The 17,242-nt window shown below is 63.8% G+C and carries 19 protein-coding genes; 8 read left to right on the forward strand and 11 right to left on the reverse strand.

Annotated features, from left to right (window positions below; all coding sequences use genetic code 11):
• Window positions 1-15 precede the first annotated feature (15 nt).
• The 7 genes from purF to A3OO_RS0110405 form a co-directional block, all read right to left on the reverse strand.
• A complete protein-coding gene (purF, locus tag A3OO_RS0110375) occupies window positions 16-1,512 on the reverse strand; it encodes an amidophosphoribosyltransferase (RefSeq protein WP_018407779.1) in 1,497 nt (498 codons plus the stop codon).
• A 99-nt stretch (window positions 1,513-1,611) separates the two neighbouring features.
• A complete protein-coding gene (locus A3OO_RS0110380; RefSeq protein WP_018407780.1) occupies window positions 1,612-2,247 on the reverse strand; it encodes a CvpA family protein in 636 nt (211 codons plus the stop codon).
• A 215-nt stretch (window positions 2,248-2,462) separates the two neighbouring features.
• A complete protein-coding gene (gene radA, locus A3OO_RS0110385; RefSeq protein ID WP_018407781.1) occupies window positions 2,463-3,863 on the reverse strand; it encodes a DNA repair protein RadA in 1,401 nt (466 codons plus the stop codon).
• A 64-nt stretch (window positions 3,864-3,927) separates the two neighbouring features.
• Entirely contained in the window at window positions 3,928-4,281 is a 354-nt protein-coding gene (locus A3OO_RS0110390) for an integration host factor subunit alpha (RefSeq protein ID WP_018407782.1), read from the reverse strand.
• Between the two features lie 244 nt (window positions 4,282-4,525).
• Window positions 4,526-5,503: a beta-ketoacyl-ACP synthase III gene (locus A3OO_RS0110395; protein WP_026222876.1), complete on the reverse strand. Its 978-nt coding sequence runs from the start codon at window positions 5,501-5,503 to the stop codon at window positions 4,526-4,528.
• Window positions 5,504-5,511: 8 nt separating this feature from the next.
• A complete protein-coding gene (gene plsX, locus A3OO_RS0110400) occupies window positions 5,512-6,588 on the reverse strand; it encodes a phosphate acyltransferase PlsX (RefSeq protein ID WP_018407784.1) in 1,077 nt (358 codons plus the stop codon).
• 152 nt (window positions 6,589-6,740) lie between these two features.
• Window positions 6,741-7,298: a YceD family protein gene (locus tag A3OO_RS0110405; RefSeq protein ID WP_040573804.1), complete on the reverse strand. Its 558-nt coding sequence runs from the start codon at window positions 7,296-7,298 to the stop codon at window positions 6,741-6,743.
• 179 nt (window positions 7,299-7,477) lie between these two features.
• On the opposite strand from A3OO_RS0110405, the gene A3OO_RS21470 reads away from it, so the two are divergent.
• Window positions 7,478-7,924: an outer membrane protein assembly factor BamE gene (locus tag A3OO_RS21470; RefSeq protein ID WP_040573805.1), complete on the forward strand. Its 447-nt coding sequence runs from the start codon at window positions 7,478-7,480 to the stop codon at window positions 7,922-7,924.
• A 249-nt stretch (window positions 7,925-8,173) separates the two neighbouring features.
• A complete protein-coding gene (locus A3OO_RS0110415) occupies window positions 8,174-9,250 on the forward strand; it encodes a transglycosylase SLT domain-containing protein (protein ID WP_018407787.1) in 1,077 nt (358 codons plus the stop codon).
• A 27-nt stretch (window positions 9,251-9,277) separates the two neighbouring features.
• Here A3OO_RS0110415 and argC read toward each other — a convergent pair whose 3' ends face one another.
• Window positions 9,278-10,213, reverse strand: coding sequence for an N-acetyl-gamma-glutamyl-phosphate reductase (gene argC, locus A3OO_RS0110420; RefSeq protein ID WP_040573806.1), 936 nt, complete (start codon window positions 10,211-10,213; stop codon window positions 9,278-9,280).
• A gap of 144 nt (window positions 10,214-10,357) precedes the next feature.
• Here argC and A3OO_RS21475 point away from each other — a divergent pair, with 144 nt between their 5' ends.
• The 6 genes from A3OO_RS21475 to A3OO_RS0110450 all read left to right on the forward strand — a co-directional run bounded on the left by A3OO_RS21475 (window position 10,358) and on the right by A3OO_RS0110450 (window position 14,459).
• Window positions 10,358-10,561, forward strand: a complete 204-nt coding sequence (locus tag A3OO_RS21475; protein ID WP_051080408.1) for a DUF1289 domain-containing protein — start codon at window positions 10,358-10,360, stop codon at window positions 10,559-10,561.
• Window positions 10,562-10,639: 78 nt separating this feature from the next.
• Window positions 10,640-10,825, forward strand: a complete 186-nt coding sequence (locus tag A3OO_RS0110430) for a hypothetical protein (protein WP_018407790.1) — start codon at window positions 10,640-10,642, stop codon at window positions 10,823-10,825.
• 9 nt (window positions 10,826-10,834) lie between these two features.
• Window positions 10,835-11,299 (forward strand): flavodoxin family protein, encoded by a 465-nt coding sequence (locus tag A3OO_RS0110435; RefSeq protein ID WP_018407791.1) that lies wholly within the window; start codon window positions 10,835-10,837, stop codon window positions 11,297-11,299.
• Between the two features lie 70 nt (window positions 11,300-11,369).
• Window positions 11,370-12,719 (forward strand): peptide MFS transporter, encoded by a 1,350-nt coding sequence (locus tag A3OO_RS0110440; RefSeq protein ID WP_018407792.1) that lies wholly within the window; start codon window positions 11,370-11,372, stop codon window positions 12,717-12,719.
• A gap of 58 nt (window positions 12,720-12,777) precedes the next feature.
• Window positions 12,778-14,073, forward strand: a complete 1,296-nt coding sequence (locus tag A3OO_RS0110445) for an MFS transporter (RefSeq protein WP_018407793.1) — start codon at window positions 12,778-12,780, stop codon at window positions 14,071-14,073.
• Between the two features lie 35 nt (window positions 14,074-14,108).
• Entirely contained in the window at window positions 14,109-14,459 is a 351-nt protein-coding gene (locus A3OO_RS0110450) for a hypothetical protein (protein ID WP_026222879.1), read from the forward strand.
• A 61-nt stretch (window positions 14,460-14,520) separates the two neighbouring features.
• Here A3OO_RS0110450 and rpsI read toward each other — a convergent pair whose 3' ends face one another.
• The 3 genes from rpsI to A3OO_RS0110465 all read right to left on the reverse strand — a co-directional run bounded on the left by rpsI (window position 14,521) and on the right by A3OO_RS0110465 (window position 17,241).
• A complete protein-coding gene (gene rpsI, locus A3OO_RS0110455; protein ID WP_018407795.1) occupies window positions 14,521-15,000 on the reverse strand; it encodes a 30S ribosomal protein S9 in 480 nt (159 codons plus the stop codon).
• Window positions 15,001-15,002: 2 nt separating this feature from the next.
• Window positions 15,003-15,473: a 50S ribosomal protein L13 gene (gene rplM / locus A3OO_RS0110460; protein WP_018407796.1), complete on the reverse strand. Its 471-nt coding sequence runs from the start codon at window positions 15,471-15,473 to the stop codon at window positions 15,003-15,005.
• Between the two features lie 400 nt (window positions 15,474-15,873).
• Window positions 15,874-17,241 (reverse strand): ammonium transporter, encoded by a 1,368-nt coding sequence (locus tag A3OO_RS0110465; RefSeq protein WP_018407797.1) that lies wholly within the window; start codon window positions 17,239-17,241, stop codon window positions 15,874-15,876.
• Window position 17,242 lies beyond the last annotated feature (1 nt).

The following is a 17,242-nucleotide window of genomic DNA, read 5'->3' on the forward strand; positions in this document are numbered from 1 at the left end:
CGCGTCGGCCGCCTATCAGCTCGCCTCCGCCAACAGCGACAGTTGCGCGCGGTTTTCGCCGACAAGGTCGGTCAGCGACGTTGGATAATCCCCGGTGAAGCAGTGGTCGGTGAACTGCGGCCGGATGGGATCGCGGCGTTCGTAGCCCATGGCGCGATAAATGCCGTCGACCGACAGGAAGCCCAGCGAGTCGCAGCCGATATACTCGCGCATCTCATCGAGCGTATGCGTCGCGGCGAGCAGATTCTCCTTCTGCGGCGTATCGATCCCGTAGTAGTCCGGATTGGTGATCGGCGGCGATGAAATCAGGAAATGCACTTCCGTCGCGCCGGCGTCGCGCATCATCTGCACGATTTTCACCGAGGTCGTGCCACGCACGACGGAATCGTCGATAAGGATCACGCGCTTCCCGGCGACGACGCAGCGATTGGCGCTGTGTTTCATGCGCACGCCGAAATCGCGGGCGATTTGCGTCGGCTCGATGAAGGTGCGCCCGACATAGTGATTGCGGATAATGCCGAGCTCGAACGGCACGCCCGACTGCTGCGAATAGCCGAGCGCCGCCGGCACCCCGGAGTCCGGCACGGGCACCACGACGTCAGCGTCGATCAGGCGCTCGCGCGCCAGCTCGGCGCCCATCGCCTTGCGCACCTCATAGACCGGACGGCCATGGACGATGGAATCGGGACGGGCGAAATAGATATATTCGAAGATGCAGGGGCGCATCGGCTGCGGCGGAAACGGCCGCAAGCTCTGAATTCCGTCCTCGGAAATAATGACGATCTCGCCATTCATCACGTCGCGCACGAAGCGCGCGCCGATAATGTCGAGCGCGCAAGTCTCCGACGCGAGAATATATTTTCCATTGAATTCGCCGATGACGAGCGGCCGGATGCCGAGCGGATCGCGCGCGCCGATCAGCTTCTTGTTGGTGAGCGCGACAAGCGAATAGGCGCCTTCGATCGAGCGAAGCGCTTCGATGAAACGGTCGATGAGCAGCGGCCGGCGGCTGCGCGCCACGAGATGAAGGATGACCTCGGTGTCCGAAGTCGACTGGAAAATCGCGCCTTCGCGGATCAGTTCGCGGCGCAGCGTCTGAGCATTGGTGAGGTTGCCGTTGTGGGCGACCGCGAAGCCGCCCGTGTTCAACTCCGCGAACAGCGGCTGCACGTTGCGCAGCATGGTTTCGCCGGTGGTGGCGTAGCGCACATGGCCGATCGCGGCGGCGCCGGGCAGGCGCTTGATCGTGTTTTCTTGAGAAAAGTGATCGCCGACCAGGCCCAGTCGGCGCTCGCCATGAAAGCGGCCGCCGTCGAAGCTGACGATGCCCGCCGCCTCTTGGCCGCGATGCTGCAGGGCGTGCAAGCCCAAGGCGGCGATCGCTGCGGCGTCCGGCAGATCGAAGACGCCGAAAACGCCGCAGTATTCGCGAAGCCTGTCGCCGTCGAGATCGTCTGTCGCGTTAATCTCGCGCGATGAGGATCGCTGAAGATCCTCGGCGGCCTCGGTCATGCTTCGTCCCCCGTGACGCGCCGCCGCTCAGCATTCCCAAACGTCCGGGCGTCGCATTCCCGTCATATGTGCCAGCGGCGGGGCCCATCCGCAAGACCATCATTCAGGCTTATTGCCCGACGCTGGCGCCGCCTCGGCCGGCGCCTCGGAGCTTGCGTCGGTCGGCGCAGGCTGAATCTTGTCCGGTTCGACGTCGGCCGGCGGCTCCTCATTCGTCGGAGCGCCTTTCTTGGCCTTGATCTTTGCGACGAGGCTGTCGATGTCGTCGGGCAGCATTTCGCGCAGCTTCTCGCCGCCAGCGGTCAGGAAGGGCTTGGCGCGCGCGTCCTTGACCCATTCCGGCTGATTCGTTTCGGGCACGAGCCAGCTGTAAAAGACGAAGGCGACCACGGCGAGCAGGGCGCCGCGAACGGCGCCGAACAGGAAGCCGAGCGTGCGATCAAGGGCGCCGACCTTCGAATCGAGGATGACGTCCGAGAGCTTCACCGTGACAAGAGAAACGGCGATCAAAGCGACGAAAAACACGGAGGCCACGGAAGCCGCGAGAGCGATCTCGTCCTTGCTGACGTATGGTTTGATGTAGGGCAGGGCGAGCGGATAAAAGAAATACGCCGCAGCCGCGGCCGCAACCCAGGACAGGATTGCAAGGACTTCACGGGTGAAGCCGCGCAAAAGAGCGAGCATCCCCGATATCAGAACGACGGTAATCACAGCCAAATCAAGATATGATGGCATCGCTAGCCCCTTGCTTGTTCGCCCCGAGCTCTGATCGCTTCTGAATGGGCTGTTGGCCGCCTTCCGAGCGGCATCCGCACGACCCTCTCCAGAACCTGTGTCAACTTTGCGCCGCCGCGGGTAGGCAAGCGTCGATCCTGCAGGCGTCTCGCTTTCGCACTGGCAGCCTTCTAACGCATCTTGAGGCCAGCCGGAAACACTAATGCACGACCTCGTTAGCCACGCGCGATCGTTCTTTCGCGCGTCGAAATGCGGGCGATGGCGGCGACGAGGCCGCCGACGTCCGCGCAGGGACGGATCGTCACGCCGGAGCCGCGCCCGTCATCGGAAATTTGTTGGGACTGCGGGACGACGGCGTGATGGAAACCGAGTTTGCCCGACTCGCGCAGTCGCATGCCGGCGTGAATGACCGGCCGCACGGCGCCGGAGAGCCCGATTTCGCCGAAAAAGCACATGTCGGGGGGCAGGACGGCGCCGGTAAGCGACGAGACGAGGGCGGCGGCCGCGGCGAGGTCGGCGGCCGGCTCATGGGCTCGAAATCCCCCCGCGACGTTGAGATAGACGTCATGCATGCCAAGCTTCAGCCCGCCATGCGCTTCGAGCACGGCCAGGATCATGGACAGCCGATTCTGGTCGAACCCGACCACGGCGCGTCGCGGCGTGCCCAGCGATGTCGGCGCGACGAGCGCCTGGATTTCGATCAGCAGTGGACGCTGCCCCTCCATGCCGGCGACGACCGCCGCGCCCGGCGCGCCAGAATCGCGGCCGGCGAGAAAAAGCGCCGACGGATTGGCGACTTCGGCGAGTCCGAGGCTGGTCATCTCGAAGACGCCGATTTCGCCTGTGGCGCCAAAGCGATTCTTGGAGGCGCGCAGCATGCGGAAATGATGCGCGCCGTCGCCCTCGAAGGACAGGACGGCGTCGACCATGTGTTCGACGACGCGCGGACCTGCAACCTGCCCGTCCTTGGTGACATGGCCGACGAGAACGATCGTCGAACCGGTCGTCTTGGCGTGACGCAGAAGCGCCTGGGCGCTGGCGCGCACCTGCGTCACCGTTCCAGGCGCCGACTCCGCCATGTTGGTGTGCATCGTCTGTATCGAGTCGATGACGATCAACGCCGGGCGGGCGCCTGTCGCGCAGGTGGCGAGAATGTCCTCGACCTGAGTTGCGGCGGCCAGCTCCACCGGCGCATCGGCGAGATTGAGCCTGGTTGCGCGCAGGCGCACCTGGGCGACGGCTTCCTCACCGGAAATATAGACGACGCGCGCGCCGCGGCGCGCCAGAGTCGCGCAGGCCTGGATGAGCAGGGTGGATTTGCCGATGCCCGGTTCGCCGCCGAGCAGCAGCACCGAGCCCGGCACGAAGCCGCCGCCGGTGACGCGGTCGAATTCGTCGATTCCTGTCGCGATTCTTGGCGCTGCCCGGCCTTCGCCAGCCAGCCCCTCGAGTTCGAAGACGCGGCCGCGCGCGGCGCGGCGGGACACGGCGGGCGCGCCCGCCTCCGACTCTTCAACGAGGCTGTTCCACTCGCCGCAGGAGTCGCAGCGACCTTGCCACCGCGACGCGACGGCGCCGCAGTTCTGACAGACGTAGACCGCACGGCTTTTGGCCATGCATGCTTGGCGCATGACGCGCCGACGCTTGTCAAGCGGGTACGCGCGCCCGTCGGCGCAAGCGTCACTCGTCGCCGTTAATTCTTGCGCGCATGATGTTGGACGGCTTGAAGGAGACGACCAGCCGCGCCGAAATCTTGGCGCCTGCGCCAGTCTTGGGATTGCGTCCCAGCCGCTCCTTCTTAGAGCGCACAACAAAGGCGCCAAAGGACGAGAGCTTGACGTCTTCGCGCGCGACGATGCGCTCGAATATCTCTTCCAGCACCATTTCGACGTATTTCGCGGACTCCGCCCGCGGGATTCCGACTTTCCGATGGATTGCGTCTGCAAGGTCCGAACGGGTTACGGTGCCCCTGCTCGCCATGCGCTCTTCTATCGCTTCGCCGATTGGCTTAGCGGTCGCGTCCCCCTTGGCCATTTTCTGCCCTACAATACATTAAAAACAACGGTAGTGGGCTGTCCGGAGCGCGCCGGGGGACGACGGGGCGCGATCAGGGGCGGCGCGTTAGCGCTCCGAAACCCGCCCACAGCGGGTATTCGCCACCGGCTATTGTCGGAATTTTTCAGAATTGAATGCAGAAATCAAGCGCAGGTTGTAACCGCGCGTGTAATTTTCTTTCGAATATTTGCTTACATTGAAATAGTTGTTGTATTACGCCAGCTTACCAGCGTATCAGCGCAGATCCCCAGGTAAAGCCGCCCCCGACAGCCTCCAGCATGACGAGATCGCCCTGTTTGATTCGTCCGTCCGCCGCCGCGACAGCCAAAGCCAGAGGCACCGACGCGGCCGAGGTGTTGCCGTGTAGATGCACGGTGGCGATGATCTTTTCCGGCGCAATTCCAAGCTTTTGCGCCGACATGTCGATGATTCGGCGATTGGCTTGATGCGGCACGAACCAGTCGAGATCCTCGGGGGTCATTCCCGTTGCGGCGAAAGCGTCCTTGACGACGTCGGTGACTTGGCCAACCGCGAAGCGGAACACCTCTTTCCCCTCCATACGCAGATGACCGACGGTTTGAGTCGCGGAAGGGCCGCCGTCGACATGGAGTTTCGCGCGATGGCGTCCGTCAGAGCGCAGGTGAGTGGTCAGGACGCCGCGCTCCTCTGACCCGCCCTGCGAGGGTCGCGCCTCGAGCACCATCGCGCCGGCGCCGTCGCCAAACAGCACGCAAGTCGTTCGGTCGGTCCAATCGATGATCCGGGAGAAGGTCTCGGCGCCGATGACAAGCGCGCGCTTGTGCGAGCCCGAGCGCAAAAATTTCTCCGCCGTGGCGACGGCGAAAACGAATCCCGAGCAGACGGCCTGCAAATCAAACGCCACGCCATGCGTAATGCCGAGAGCCGCTTGAATCTGCGTCGCTGTTGACGGGAAGGTCCAGTCGGGGGTCGACGTCGCCACGACGATCAGGTCGATGTCGGCGGCGGTAATTCCCGCGTTGGCGAGCGCATCGCGCGCGGCCATTTCCCCGAGCATCGACGTCGTCTCGCCTTCCGCGGCGATATGGCGCTCCTTGATTCCCGTTCGCTGCACAATCCACTCGTCGCTCGTGTCGACGAGCTTGGACAGCTCGGCATTGCTGAGCGTCTTCGCAGGCAAATAGGCGCCCACGCCAAGAACGACGGAACGCAGTTGAGGCATGCTTGTGGTCACTGAGCGGCTTCCCGGGGAGGACTGGTCGAATCGGCGCCGTCCTGCCCCTCGAGGCGGTGCGCCAGCGCGACAGTGTCGCGGATGCGATTGAGAAGGTCGCTGCCCGCCATCTCGTGGCCGATCTCGATCGCGCGCGCAAAGCCGATTGGATCGGCGCCGCCGTGGCTCTTCATGACAATTCCCTCAAGCCCAAGGAACACGCCGCCATTTGTCGCGCGCGTGTCCACCTTGGCGCGAAGCTCGCGGAAGGCGCCCTGCGCCAGCAGATAGCCGAGCTTGGCGAGCAGCGATCCGCCCATCGCCTCTTTGAGATAGGCGGAGACCTGCGCCGCGGTTCCCTCGGCGGTCTTAAGGGCGATGTTTCCGGTAAAGCCCTCGGTGACCACGACATCGACGACGCCTTTGCCGATGCCGTCGCCCTCCATGAAGCCCCGATAATCGAAGCCTGGCAGGTTGAGGTCGCGCAGCAGGGTCGATGCGGCCTTAACTTCCTCTATGCCTTTAATTTCTTCGGTGCCGACGTTGAGCAAGCCGACGGTCGGGCGCTCAAGTCCCAGGATGACCCGCGCCATCGCCGCGCCCATGATCGCAAGATCGACGAGGTGGCTGGCGTTGGCGCCCATCGAGGCCCCGACGTCGAGCACGACGGACTGTCCCCTTAGCGTCGGCCAAAGGCAGGCGAGCGCGGGACGATCGACGCGCGCCATCGTATGCAGGCAAATTTTCGCCATGGCCATGAGCGCGCCGGTGTTGCCGGCGGAGACGGCGACGTCGGCGTCGCCTTTCTTGACCGCTTCGATCGCGAGCCACATCGACGAGACCCGCCGCCCGTAGCGCAGCGCCTGGCTCGGTTTGTCGTCCATGCGGATCGACACCGAAGAGTGGCGCACGTCGGCGCATTCGGCGAGGCGCGGATGACGCTGAAGCTGCGCGCGAATCGCCGGCTCGTCGCCGATCAATAGAAAGCGGCTCTCGGGACGCCGTTCGAGGGCGTTGGCGGCGCCCGCGATGGTCACCTTCGGACCAAAATCGCCGCCCATCGCGTCGAGCGCGATCCGGATAGTTTGCGGCATTTAACCCGTTTCTCCCGACTGCGCGCCTGGATCCGCCGCCTTAATTCTTGGCCGGCTTTTGTGACGCGTCCGAGAAGCGCGTTCGCGCTCCCGCCCTTGCGGGCGACTTGCCATTTGCTGGCCACAGGCGCAAGTGCCTATTCTGTCTCGCCTCAAGCCTCACGGCGCGGTTTGAGCCGTCCCAAGGTGGCGAAAGGCGAGACTGCCTGAGCTCCGTCCCCAGGTTGCGGCTCGACGAAATTCGCCCCCGGCTTGCGTGGATAGGGATCAAGCGCCAGCGTGAAGAACTCGGAAACGACGGCGCCGAGATCGACGACGCCGCCGATCAACGGGTCAGGCGGATCCTCATCCAACGTGATTTCAGTCGTCTCTTCGTTTCGCCTTCGACCGCGCGGCGCCTCGCCCCGCGGCGGCGCAAAGCGCATCTGAATGGGTTCGACAAGCTCCGAGTCGAACTCCTCGAGGGTCGTGACGCAGGTTTGCCGAAGCCTGGCGCGCAACTCGCCTTCGATCTCCAATCCGTCGCCGCGCCGTTGCCGCGCGCGCAGCTCTGCTTGGAGCGAATGGACAGCGGGCAGCGCATTGTGCTGCGCCAGTGCGGCGCACTCGGCCGGCGTCGCCCGGATGTCGACGTCGAGACCTTCGGGCGGCACTTCAGAGACAGCGAGACGGCGCGAAAGCGGCGGATGCGGGTCGAAAGTGTTGTTCATGGCGTCGTCTCCAGGTCGCGCGCGTTCAATAATCAAATATGTGCGTTGGCGCACGGACGCCAGCGCGGCGCAGCGCGAGAACAGCCGTCTTGCTTTCGCTGCGTTCGAAGATTACGGATTTGGCGAAGGACGATCGACCGGGCGCAGGCGCGCTGCGGCGGGAGATTTCGGAGATATTCATGGCGCAAGCTTTGCGCGTCTTTTCTCGGTTGGCGGCTGTAGCCGGCCTCGCGGTTTCGCTTGCAGGGTGTCTGGGGTACGAGGGCGTCGTCAACCGTGGCGCCGTCCTCGATTCGCGCAGCACCGGGCAAATCAAGCCTGGCATGTCGGCGCAGCAGGTGATGACGGTCCTTGGCACCCCCTCGACGACGTCGACTGTCGGCGGCGACGCTTGGTATTACGTCAGTCAGCGTATCGAGCGTCAGTTCGCCTTCATGCCTCAGAATATTACTGATCAGCGCGTCTACGCGGTTTACTTCGACAAGTCGAAGAAGGTTCAGCGTGTGGCGGATTACGGCATGGAAGACGGAAAGCCGATCGACTTCATCACCCGCACGACGCCCAGCGCCGGCCCCGAGTATCATCTGCTCCAAGGCATGCTCTCCAAAGTGTCGAATCTCTTTTAGAGACACCCGCCTCTCGTTTCGAGACGCCGTGGCAGCGAGTACGCGTCTCGGCTAGTGGCGTCATTGTGGCGACAGTGAAGGGCCTGTCTGCGTAACGCCCTGTACTAACAAGCTATTCAGCTGCAGCGCGCCCGTGGCGCGAGCTTAATTATGGCGTGAGCATGGCTTCGGCCGCCGATCTTTCGCCCCGCATCGCAGGTAACCTTCTGTTTACGCAAACTTTGCGTAATTGTGGAGAAACCGCGAAGCATGACCGTCACGGTGACGAACGCCCCGCCGCCTTCCAAGGACGAGAAGGCCGCGTCGCCTCGCTCAGGCCGGCAGTCCAAGGCGTCGCCCCAGGCGACCCTGCCGGGCTTGCTGCTTGATCAATCCTGTTCTCCTTTGTTGCGCGCGCTTTGCGTCGCGACCCTGCTTTCGGTGCTGGCCGTCCTGGCGATGACCGCCGAGCGCGACGAGACTCGTCGTCCGGAGCGGACCGCGCGCGCTGCACGCGCCCGCGTCGCCGCATCTCCGCTGACGACGCTGGCGACGCTGACGCAATCCGCCGATGACGATACGGCGCTCGACTCGGATTTTTCTTTGGAGCAGGCGGCGCTCACCTGGTCGCATCGGCTGGGGAGTGACGACGCCTTCGATACGCCGGGCGTGATGCGGTTCGGTTCCGTCAAGGTGCAGCAGTCGATTGTCGAGCGCGTCGTCAAGGCTGCGCAAACGACCGAAATGGACCCGGCGCTGCTCATGGCCATCGCCGACAAGGAGTCGAATTTCTCCTCCACCGCAAAGGCGCGGACGTCTTCCGCCAGCGGGCTCTTCCAATTCGTCGAGAAGACCTGGCTTAAGGCGATGAAAACCTTCGGTTGGCGCCATGGGCACGGCGAGACGGCGGCGGTGATCGCAAGCGACGATTCGGCGCGCGTCAGCGGACAGAAGCGGGCGCAAATCCTGGGCTTGCGCAATGATCCCTATCTTTCCGCGGTTCTCGCCGCCGAAATGCTTAAGAAGGACAGCACCAGGATCGCCGAGAAGATCGGCCGTCCTCTGACCCGCGGCGAAACCTACCTCATCCACTTCCTGGGTCCGGACGACGCCGAGCGCTTCATGCGGACCATGGACGAGGCGCCGCACACGTCGGCGGCGTCGCTACTGCCGAGGCCGGCGCGCGCCAATAAGCCGATTTTCTACGAGCAGCAGGGCCGCCGGCTCAAAGTTCGCTCGGTCCAGGAGGTGCATGAAGCCTTCGAGACGATGATGGACATGCGCACCAGCCGCTATGAGGACGTCGCGGCGAAACTGCCGGGCGGCGCCACCGCCTATGCCGAATAGGCGAGCGCCCGAGCGTCCGCCGCCGGTCTAGGCTGAGACGGCGGTCTTCCCCATCATCAGGTCGAGATTTTGCACCGCCGCGCCAGCCGCGCCCTTGCCGAGATTATCGAGCCGGGCGATGAGAAGGGCGTGGCGGCGCGCTTCGTTTGCGACGACAAAGAGCTCCATATCGTCTGTTCCGTTCAGCGCGAGCGGGTCGAGCTTGCCGCCTGTTGGCGCGGCCGCGAGCCGAACATGTTTCGCCTCGGCGTAGTGACCCGCATAGGCGCCTTCGATATCCTCGGCTTTGGGCTTGCCGGGCAAGGCGTCGAGCGCGAGCGGTATCGAAACCAGCATGCCCTGCCTAAAATTGCCGACGGAGGGCACGAAAAGCGGCCGCTCGGAAAGCTGCGAATAGGCCATGATTTCCGGCACATGTTTGTGCTCGAGCCCGAGCGCGTAGAGCTCGAACGCGGGCGCTTCGCCGCGCTCATAGGCTTCGATCATCTGCCGCCCGCCGCCCGAATAGCCCGAGATGGCGTTGATCGTCAGCGGCTGGTCCGACCGGATAAGCCCGGCGTCGACGAGCGGACGAATGAGCGCGATCGCGCCCGTGGCGTAGCAGCCGACGTTGGCGACGCGGCGCGCGCGGGCGATCGCCGCCGCCTGTCCCTTGCAAAGCTCGGCGAAACCGTAGACCCAACCCTCCGCCACGCGATGGGCGGTGGAGGCGTCGAGCAACCGTGGTCCGCCCCCGCCGAGGGCGTCGCAGAGCGCGACGGTTTCTCTGGCCGCGTCGTCCGGCAGACACAAAACCGCGATGTCGACGGAAGCGAGAATGTCGCGTTTCGCGGCGGCGTCCTTGCGCATCTCGGTCGGGAGCGAGACGAGAGAAATGTCCTCGCGTCCGGCGAGCCGCTCGCGGATTTCGAGCCCAGTGGTGCCGGCGTCGCCGTCGATGAAGATCTTCGTTATCGTCGTCATGGCCCGCATCTAATCGATTTGGACAAGGATAAAAAGATTGTCGCGAAATCCATGGGCGTTTTGACGCGCGCGGCGCGCCATCCTATAGCGCGGCGGGACGCATCCGCCGCACTTCCGGCGCAGCGCAGTCAAAAAGTGGAGCCAATGGTCGACAGTCCGTGCATAAAGATCTGCGAACTCAATGGCGACGGCGTGTGCGTCGGCTGCGGCCGCACGCGCGCCGAGATCGCCGGCTGGATGTCGATGTCCGAGGCGCAAAAAGCCCAGGTCGTCGAGTTGGCGGAAAGGCGCAAACGCGCTTGGAGCGCCAGCCACAAAGGCGACTGTCTTATCGCGTCCAACGAGTAGGCCCTGACGGCGACGTTCTGGGCTCTATATTGATTTTCAGGAAATGAGTTTTGACCGCCTCCAGGAGGAGGGGAGATTATGGCGAAACAGGTAACGGAAACAGACGGCGCGCTGAGAGCATTCGCGCTGCGATTTTTGGATTCGGTCTACAACGTCTCGGTCTATTCGGTGATCGGATACAGCGCGCTGTTGGCTGTGCTCGCAGTCATCGGCCTGGCGATCTTCATGAAAATTATTTACGTGCCAGAATTTCATCCCTGGTAGCCCGCTCGATTGCCCAAGCGCCTGCTCATCGTCGCGCATGCGCCGTCGCGCAATACCGAGCGGCTGCGGGACGCGGTCGCGGCCGGCGCGCGCGCGCCCGAGATCGAGGGCGTCGAGGTCGAGACCCTCAGCCCTTTCGCGGCGACGCCCGAGCATGTTGTCGCCGCGCAGGCGGTCATTCTCGGAACCACCGAAAATCTCGGCTACATGAGCGGGGCGATAAAGGACTTCTTCGACCGTTGTTACTATCCCTTGTTGGAGCGCACGCAGGGCCTGCCTTACGCGCTCTACATTCGCGCCGGCCACGACGGAACAGGAACGCGGCGCGGCGTCGAGACGATCGTGACCGGCCTGCGCTGGCGCGCGGTTCGCGAGCCGCTCATTTGCCGGGGCGAATGGCGGGAAGACTTCGTCGATGAATGCCGCGAACTAGGGATGCTTGTCGCGGCAGGCCTCGACGTCGGGGCCATTTGAGCCGATCAAGCCATCGTCTATAGCAACCGCACGGGCCGCAGGCCGGCGCGACGATGGTCCGGCAGGGCGAATGCAGCGAAGCGACGATTTTCTCGGCCATCCGCGTGGGCTCGGTTTTCTCTTCGCTTCCGAAATGTGGGAGCGGTTTTCCTATTACGGGATGCGGGCGCTTCTCGTCCTCTACATGGTCGACTATCTGCTGACGCCGGCGCGCATGGACGCGGCGCTCGGCCTAGACGCCTTGAAGCGCGGGCTCGAGACGATTTCAGGTCCGCTCGGCCCGCAGCCTTTCGCCTCGCAAATCTACGGGCTCTACACCGGCCTCGTTTATCTCGCGCCGATTCTGGGCGGGGCGATCGCCGATCGTTGGTTAGGGCGCACGCGCACGATCGTCATCGGCGCAGCGTTGATGGCCATCGGCCATTTCATGATGGCGTATGATCGCCTGTTTCTGATCGCGCTGCTTTGCATCGCGCTGGGCTGCGGCGGCTTCAAGCCGAACATCTCCGTCCAGGTCGGGGAGCTTTATGCGCCGACGGACGTTCGTCGCGACCGCGCTTATTCGATTTTCTATGTCGGCATCAATATCGGCGCGTTCTTCGCGCCGCTGGTTTGCGGAACGGTCGGGGAGACGATCGGCTGGCATTATGGCTTCGCCTGCGCGGGCGTCGGCATGGCGATCGGCCTCGCGACGTATGTGATGGGTCTTCCGAGCCTGCCGCCCGAGCCGATGCGCGGCCAATGGCGCGCCCCGACGGCGCAGGCGCGCGCGCAGTTTCGCCGGTCATTCACCATCCTGATGCTGCTTTTTGCGCCTTCTGCGCTGTTCTGGGCCGCCTTCGAGCAGCAGGGCAACACGATCGCGCTTTGGGCGGCGCAGTCCACCGACCGCAGCGTCAATGTTTTCGGATGGCGCGCCGAAATTCCGGTGACTTGGTTTCAGGCTTTCAATCCGCTGATGATCTTTCTCTTCACGCCGCCGCTCGTCTCCTTTTGGAGCCGGCTTTCTCGGGCTGGGCGCGAGCCCTCGACGATCAGTAAAATGTCGCTTGGCTGTCTCGGCGTCGCTGTGAGCTACGGCGTCATGGCGCTTGCGGCCTGGACGAGCGACGGCGGCGCAGCGAGCTGGCTTTGGCTGCTCGCCTTTTTTGCCGTCATCACCGTCTCGGAACTGCATTTCTCGCCGATCGCCCTCTCGCTCGTGTCGCATGTCGCGCCTGAAGGATCGCGCTCGGCGCTGATGGGCGTGTGGTTCACGTCGATGTTTCTCGGCAATCTCCTGGCGGGATGGCTCGGCAGTTTGTGGTCGAGCGTCGCCAACGTGTATTTCTTCCTGCTCATGGGGGCGCTCGGCGTCGTCGGCGCGCTGATCGTCGAGGCTGCGCGGCGACCGCTTGGCGGCCTCCTGTCTTCCCGCTAGAGCAGGTTCGCGACTGCGAAGGCGAAGAATCCACGCGCGCGGACAATCGAGAATTTGCATGCATGTGCGCCAAAACTTCCCCCAAGTGAGAGCGCCAGCGCCCAAGCAGATCGCGGCCGCCGTGATTGGGAATGCGCTGGAATGGTATGATTTCGTCGTCTACGGCTTTTTTGCTTCAGTTCTGGCGCAGGCGTTTTTTCCAAGCCGAGATGAAACAGCCTCGCTCTTGCTGGCGCTCGCGACCTTTGGCGCGGGCTTCTGCACGCGCCCGCTCGGCGGCCTCTTCTTCGGATTTTACGCGGATCGGAAAGGGCGAAAGGCGGCGCTGCAACTCATCATGTTCATGATGACCGTCGCGATCGCCGTCATCGCCTTCGCCCCGACCTATGCGACGATCGGCCTCTTCGCGCCCATGCTCATCGTGATCGGCCGGTTGCTGCAGGGCTTTGCGACCGGCGGAGAATTCGCCAGTTCGACCGCGTTTCTGATCGAAGTCGCGCCCGCCGGTCGGCGCGGAGTCTATGGCTCTCTGCAGATGGTGGGGCAGGGCCTGTCGATCCTGCTTGGGACGCTTGCCGGCATGGTCGTCGCGGGCGTATTTTCGGTCGAAGCGCTGCACGACTGGGCCTGGCGACTGCCCTTTTTCGCCGGCCTGCTGATCGGCCCAGTCGGCCTCTATGTCAGACGTCATCTCGACGAAACGCCAGCCTTCAAGGCGTCGTCGCAGGAAGAAGGCGTCGCGCGCGCGTTTCTCGACCTCGTTCGGCGGCGGGGCGATCGACTTCTCGCCTGTTTCGCCGCCACGATCGGCGCGACGATCTCCTTTTACGTGATCCTCGTCTATATGCCGACCTACGGAAAGACGGAGATGGGACTGAGCCTCGCACAGTCCTTTATCGCCCAGGCGCCGGGTCTTCTGTTGCTCATCGTGCTGACCCCGCTCATCGGCGCGCTCTCCGACGCCATCGGCAGGCGTCCCTTGCTGCTGGCGTCGTATGGGATGCTTCTCCTTTGCGTCTATCCGCTGTTCGTCTGGCTGCAGGCCGAGCGCACGCTGTTGGCGCTGACAGTGGCGCAGACGGCCTTCTGCGTCATTCTCTCGGGCCTCTTTGGCGCGCTCTCGACGGCGCTCGCCGAGCAGTTTCCGACGCATGTCCGCACGGTGGGGCTCGCAATCGCCTATAATGTCGCGGTGATGATCTTCGGCGGCTTCGCGCCCTTCATCGTCGCCTGGCTGATCGACTATCTCGCCACGCCGATCGCGCCGGCCTTCTATCTGATCTTCGGGGCGGTCGTCGGACTGATGGGCGTCGCGGGTCTACACGAGCGGCGACATGAGCCGGGACTCGAATAGGCCCGGACCCGGGCGTCATGCGAGCGGAGGATTTGATGAAAAAAATTGCTGTTTGGATCGCGTCTTTCATCATGACGCAGCAGTTCTTGATTGCGGAGGCGCTCGCCAGACCCGCGAGATGCGTCGTCAATGGCGCCGGCGCGGCGCCATATAACGGGAAATGCGAGTTTTCGCCTGAAACCGGCGGCAGTTTTTCGATCACGCCAGTTGGAAAAAGCGCATTCGACGGCGCGACCGTGATCAGCGTCTCCGTCACATTGCCAGGAGTGGCGGAAGTGAGAGGACTGACCCGCGACGGGATCAACTCCCGCTGGGGAGAAGCGAAGCGCTCTAAGGAGGACCCCGCCTGCTGGATCGGAAGCGACTTCAAGATCTGCGTCTACTGACCAAAACAAAAGCGGCGCCGAAGCGCCGCTTTGCAAATGCTTGCCTTGAAGATCGCGAAGCTTAGCGCTTCGAGAACTGGAAGCTGCGGCGGGCTTTCCGCTTGCCGTATTTCTTGCGCTCGACGACGCGGGAATCTCGCGTCAGGAAGCCTTCCTTCTTGAGCGCGGGACGCAGGTCCGGCTCGTAAGCGGTCAGCGCCTTGGCGAGGCCGTGGCGCACCGCGCCGGCCTGACCCGAAAGTCCGCCGCCGGCGACCGTAACGACGATGTCATACTGACCCGCGCGCTTGGTGACGCCGAACGGCTGAGCCAGAATCATGCGCAGCACCGGACGGGCGAAATAGACTTCGACGTCGCGGCCGTTAACGGTGATCTTGCCGGGACCCGGCTTGATCCAGACGCGGGCGACGGCGTTTTTGCGCTTGCCGGTCGCATAGGCGCGGCCCTGCTTGTCGAGCTTTTGCACATAGCGCGGCGACTCGGGCGCCGTGGCGACGCTTCCCTGAAGGTCGGAAAGCGAGGAAAGAGTGGACTCGGCCATGATCAGGCGCTCCGGCTATTCTTGACGTTCAGGGCGGCGATGTCGAGCGTCTGTGGGCTCTGCGCCTCGTGCGGATGTTCCGCGCCCTTATAGACGCGCAGATTGCCGAACTGCTTGCGGCCCAAGGGGCCTCGCGGCAGCATGCGCTGCACGGCCTTCTCCAGGACTCGCTCCGGGAAGCGCCCGTCGAGAAGGAACTTCGCCGAGCGTTCCTTGATGCCGCCGGGGAAACCCGTGTGGTGGTGATAGACCTTCTGGTCGCGCTTGCGGCCGGTCAGGACCACCTTTTCGGCGTTGATGACGATGATGTTGTCGCCGTCATCCATATGCGGCGTGAACGTCGCCTTGTGCTTGCCGCGAAGACGCAGCGCGATGATGGAGGCGACGCGGCCGACGATGAGCCCGGAGGCGTCGATCAGCACCCACTTCTTTTCGATGTCGGCGGGAGTCGCCGAATAGGTCTTGCCAAACATGGGATGGGAATTCCGTGTGAACGGTGTGTTCGGAGGCCGTTGGATAGGGGATGGGCGAGGGGAGGTCAAGCGGTTTGTGCGCCGACGAGCTTCCGGGAATCTATAAAAACTCGTATGTAGCGCGTGGTGGTAAAATAATACCGTATACGTGCGTTCGCGGCGCAGGCTTCACGTTCGACTTACTAAAAGAGCTAGGAAGGGCTTTATCAAAAACAGATTGCCGAGCGCACGGGCGTAGAAATCTAGGCAAATTCAACTACCATCCGTCATGGCTAGGCTAGTCCCGCCTCCCTTTGGGAGACCTCTATGAGGGACCCGCATAAGCTCCACGGCGTGGATGGCCGGGACAAGCCCGGCCATGACGCGGTTTCAAGCCGCCGCCTTTCTTGAAGCCCTCTCGCTACTGATGCAGCGCTTCGCCGTGCAGCGCGATGTCGAGGCCCTCGCGTTCGTCGTCGTACGTCACGCGAAGCGGCGTGATCATCGAGACAATTTTCAGCGTCGCCATAGTGCCGATCACGCCCCAGACGATCGTGACGAGGACGCCGATCGCCTGCACGTAAAGCTGATGCGGATCGCCTTCCAACAGACCCGCGACGCCCGGATCGCCTTCCGAAGCCGTGATTGCGCGCGTGGCGAAGACTCCGGCGAGCAGCGTGCCCATAATGCCGCCGACGCCATGCACGCCGAAAACGTCGAGCGTGTCGTCGTAACGGAATTTATATTTGGCGACGGTGCAGAACCAGTAGCAGACGCCGCCGGCGATCATCCCGATGACGACGCCGTGCCAAGGCAGGACATAGCCCGAGGCCGGCGTGATCGTGCCCAGGCCGGCGACGGCGCCCGAGATGACGCCGAGCACCGACGGTTTGCCGCGCTGAAACCATTCCAGGCCGCTCCACACCAGCGCGCCGGCGCAGGCGGCAAGATGCGTCGCCACAATCGCGAAGACCGCGCGGGAATTGGCGGCGAGCGCCGAGCCGCCGTTGAAGCCGAACCAGCCGACCCAGAGCAGTCCGGTTCCGACGACAGCGAGTGAGAGATCGAAGGGCGAGAGATTTTCGCGCCCGAATCCGACGCGGCTTCCGAGCACGAGCGCGCAGACGAGGCCGGCGATTCCGGCATTGATATGCACGACGGTGCCGCCGGCGAAATCGAGGAGGCCCATCTTCTGCAAAAATCCGCCGCCCCAGACCCAATGCGCGGAAGGCACATAGACGATGAACAGCCACAGCGCGCAAAACAGCATGAAGGCGGAGAACTTCATGCGTTCGGCGACCGAGCCGGCGACCAGCGCGCAGGTGATCACCGCGAAGGTCATCTGATAGAGCATGAACAGGATTTCGGGGATCGTCTTGGCGAATGGGCTCACCGTGTCGATCCCGATCCCCGCGAGAAGCGACCGCGACGCGTCGCCGATAAAAGCGCCCTCGCCGCTGAAGGCGAGGCTGTAGGCGACGCCGATCCACAGCAATGAGACGAGGGCGGTGGCGATGAGGCTCTGCGCCATTGTGGCGAGAACATTCTTCTTGCGCACCATGCCGCTGTAAAAGAGCGCGAGCCCCGGCAGCGTCATCATCAGCACCAGCGCGGTGGCGGCGATCATGAAGGCGGTGTCGGCGCCGTCGATCTTGCCCCCGCCGTCCTGCGCGAGAGCCGGGCCGGCCACAAGGGTTGCGCCGAGCGCCGCGCCAAAACGATCCCACCGGACTCGCGGAATCCTCGCGCCGACGAATGTTATAGCCGCGCGCGCAAACGAGCTCTGCATC

The sequence above is a fragment of the Methylocystis rosea SV97 genome, from assembly GCF_000372845.1.
GTDB classification, from domain to species: Bacteria; Pseudomonadota; Alphaproteobacteria; order Rhizobiales; family Beijerinckiaceae; genus Methylocystis; species Methylocystis rosea.

Coding starts and splice junctions, on each gene's coding strand:
- purF (WP_018407779.1), bottom strand. CDS start 1,512: ATGACCGAGGCCGCCGAGGATCTTCAGCGATCCTCATCGCGCGAGATT.
- A3OO_RS0110380 (WP_018407780.1), bottom strand. CDS start 2,247: ATGCCATCATATCTTGATTTGGCTGTGATTACCGTCGTTCTGATATCG.
- radA (WP_018407781.1), bottom strand. CDS start 3,863: ATGGCCAAAAGCCGTGCGGTCTACGTCTGTCAGAACTGCGGCGCCGTC.
- A3OO_RS0110390 (WP_018407782.1), bottom strand. CDS start 4,281: ATGGCCAAGGGGGACGCGACCGCTAAGCCAATCGGCGAAGCGATAGAA.
- A3OO_RS0110395 (WP_026222876.1), bottom strand. CDS start 5,503: ATGCCTCAACTGCGTTCCGTCGTTCTTGGCGTGGGCGCCTATTTGCCT.
- plsX (WP_018407784.1), bottom strand. CDS start 6,588: ATGCCGCAAACTATCCGGATCGCGCTCGACGCGATGGGCGGCGATTTT.
- A3OO_RS0110405 (WP_040573804.1), bottom strand. CDS start 7,298: ATGAACAACACTTTCGACCCGCATCCGCCGCTTTCGCGCCGTCTCGCT.
- A3OO_RS21470 (WP_040573805.1), top strand. CDS start 7,478: ATGGCGCAAGCTTTGCGCGTCTTTTCTCGGTTGGCGGCTGTAGCCGGC.
- A3OO_RS0110415 (WP_018407787.1), top strand. CDS start 8,174: ATGACCGTCACGGTGACGAACGCCCCGCCGCCTTCCAAGGACGAGAAG.
- argC (WP_040573806.1), bottom strand. CDS start 10,213: ATGACGACGATAACGAAGATCTTCATCGACGGCGACGCCGGCACCACT.
- A3OO_RS21475 (WP_051080408.1), top strand. CDS start 10,358: ATGGTCGACAGTCCGTGCATAAAGATCTGCGAACTCAATGGCGACGGC.
- A3OO_RS0110430 (WP_018407790.1), top strand. CDS start 10,640: ATGGCGAAACAGGTAACGGAAACAGACGGCGCGCTGAGAGCATTCGCG.
- A3OO_RS0110440 (WP_018407792.1), top strand. CDS start 11,370: ATGCAGCGAAGCGACGATTTTCTCGGCCATCCGCGTGGGCTCGGTTTT.
- A3OO_RS0110445 (WP_018407793.1), top strand. CDS start 12,778: ATGCATGTGCGCCAAAACTTCCCCCAAGTGAGAGCGCCAGCGCCCAAG.
- A3OO_RS0110450 (WP_026222879.1), top strand. CDS start 14,109: ATGAAAAAAATTGCTGTTTGGATCGCGTCTTTCATCATGACGCAGCAG.
- rpsI (WP_018407795.1), bottom strand. CDS start 15,000: ATGGCCGAGTCCACTCTTTCCTCGCTTTCCGACCTTCAGGGAAGCGTC.
- rplM (WP_018407796.1), bottom strand. CDS start 15,473: ATGTTTGGCAAGACCTATTCGGCGACTCCCGCCGACATCGAAAAGAAG.
- A3OO_RS0110465 (WP_018407797.1), bottom strand. CDS start 17,241: ATGCAGAGCTCGTTTGCGCGCGCGGCTATAACATTCGTCGGCGCGAGG.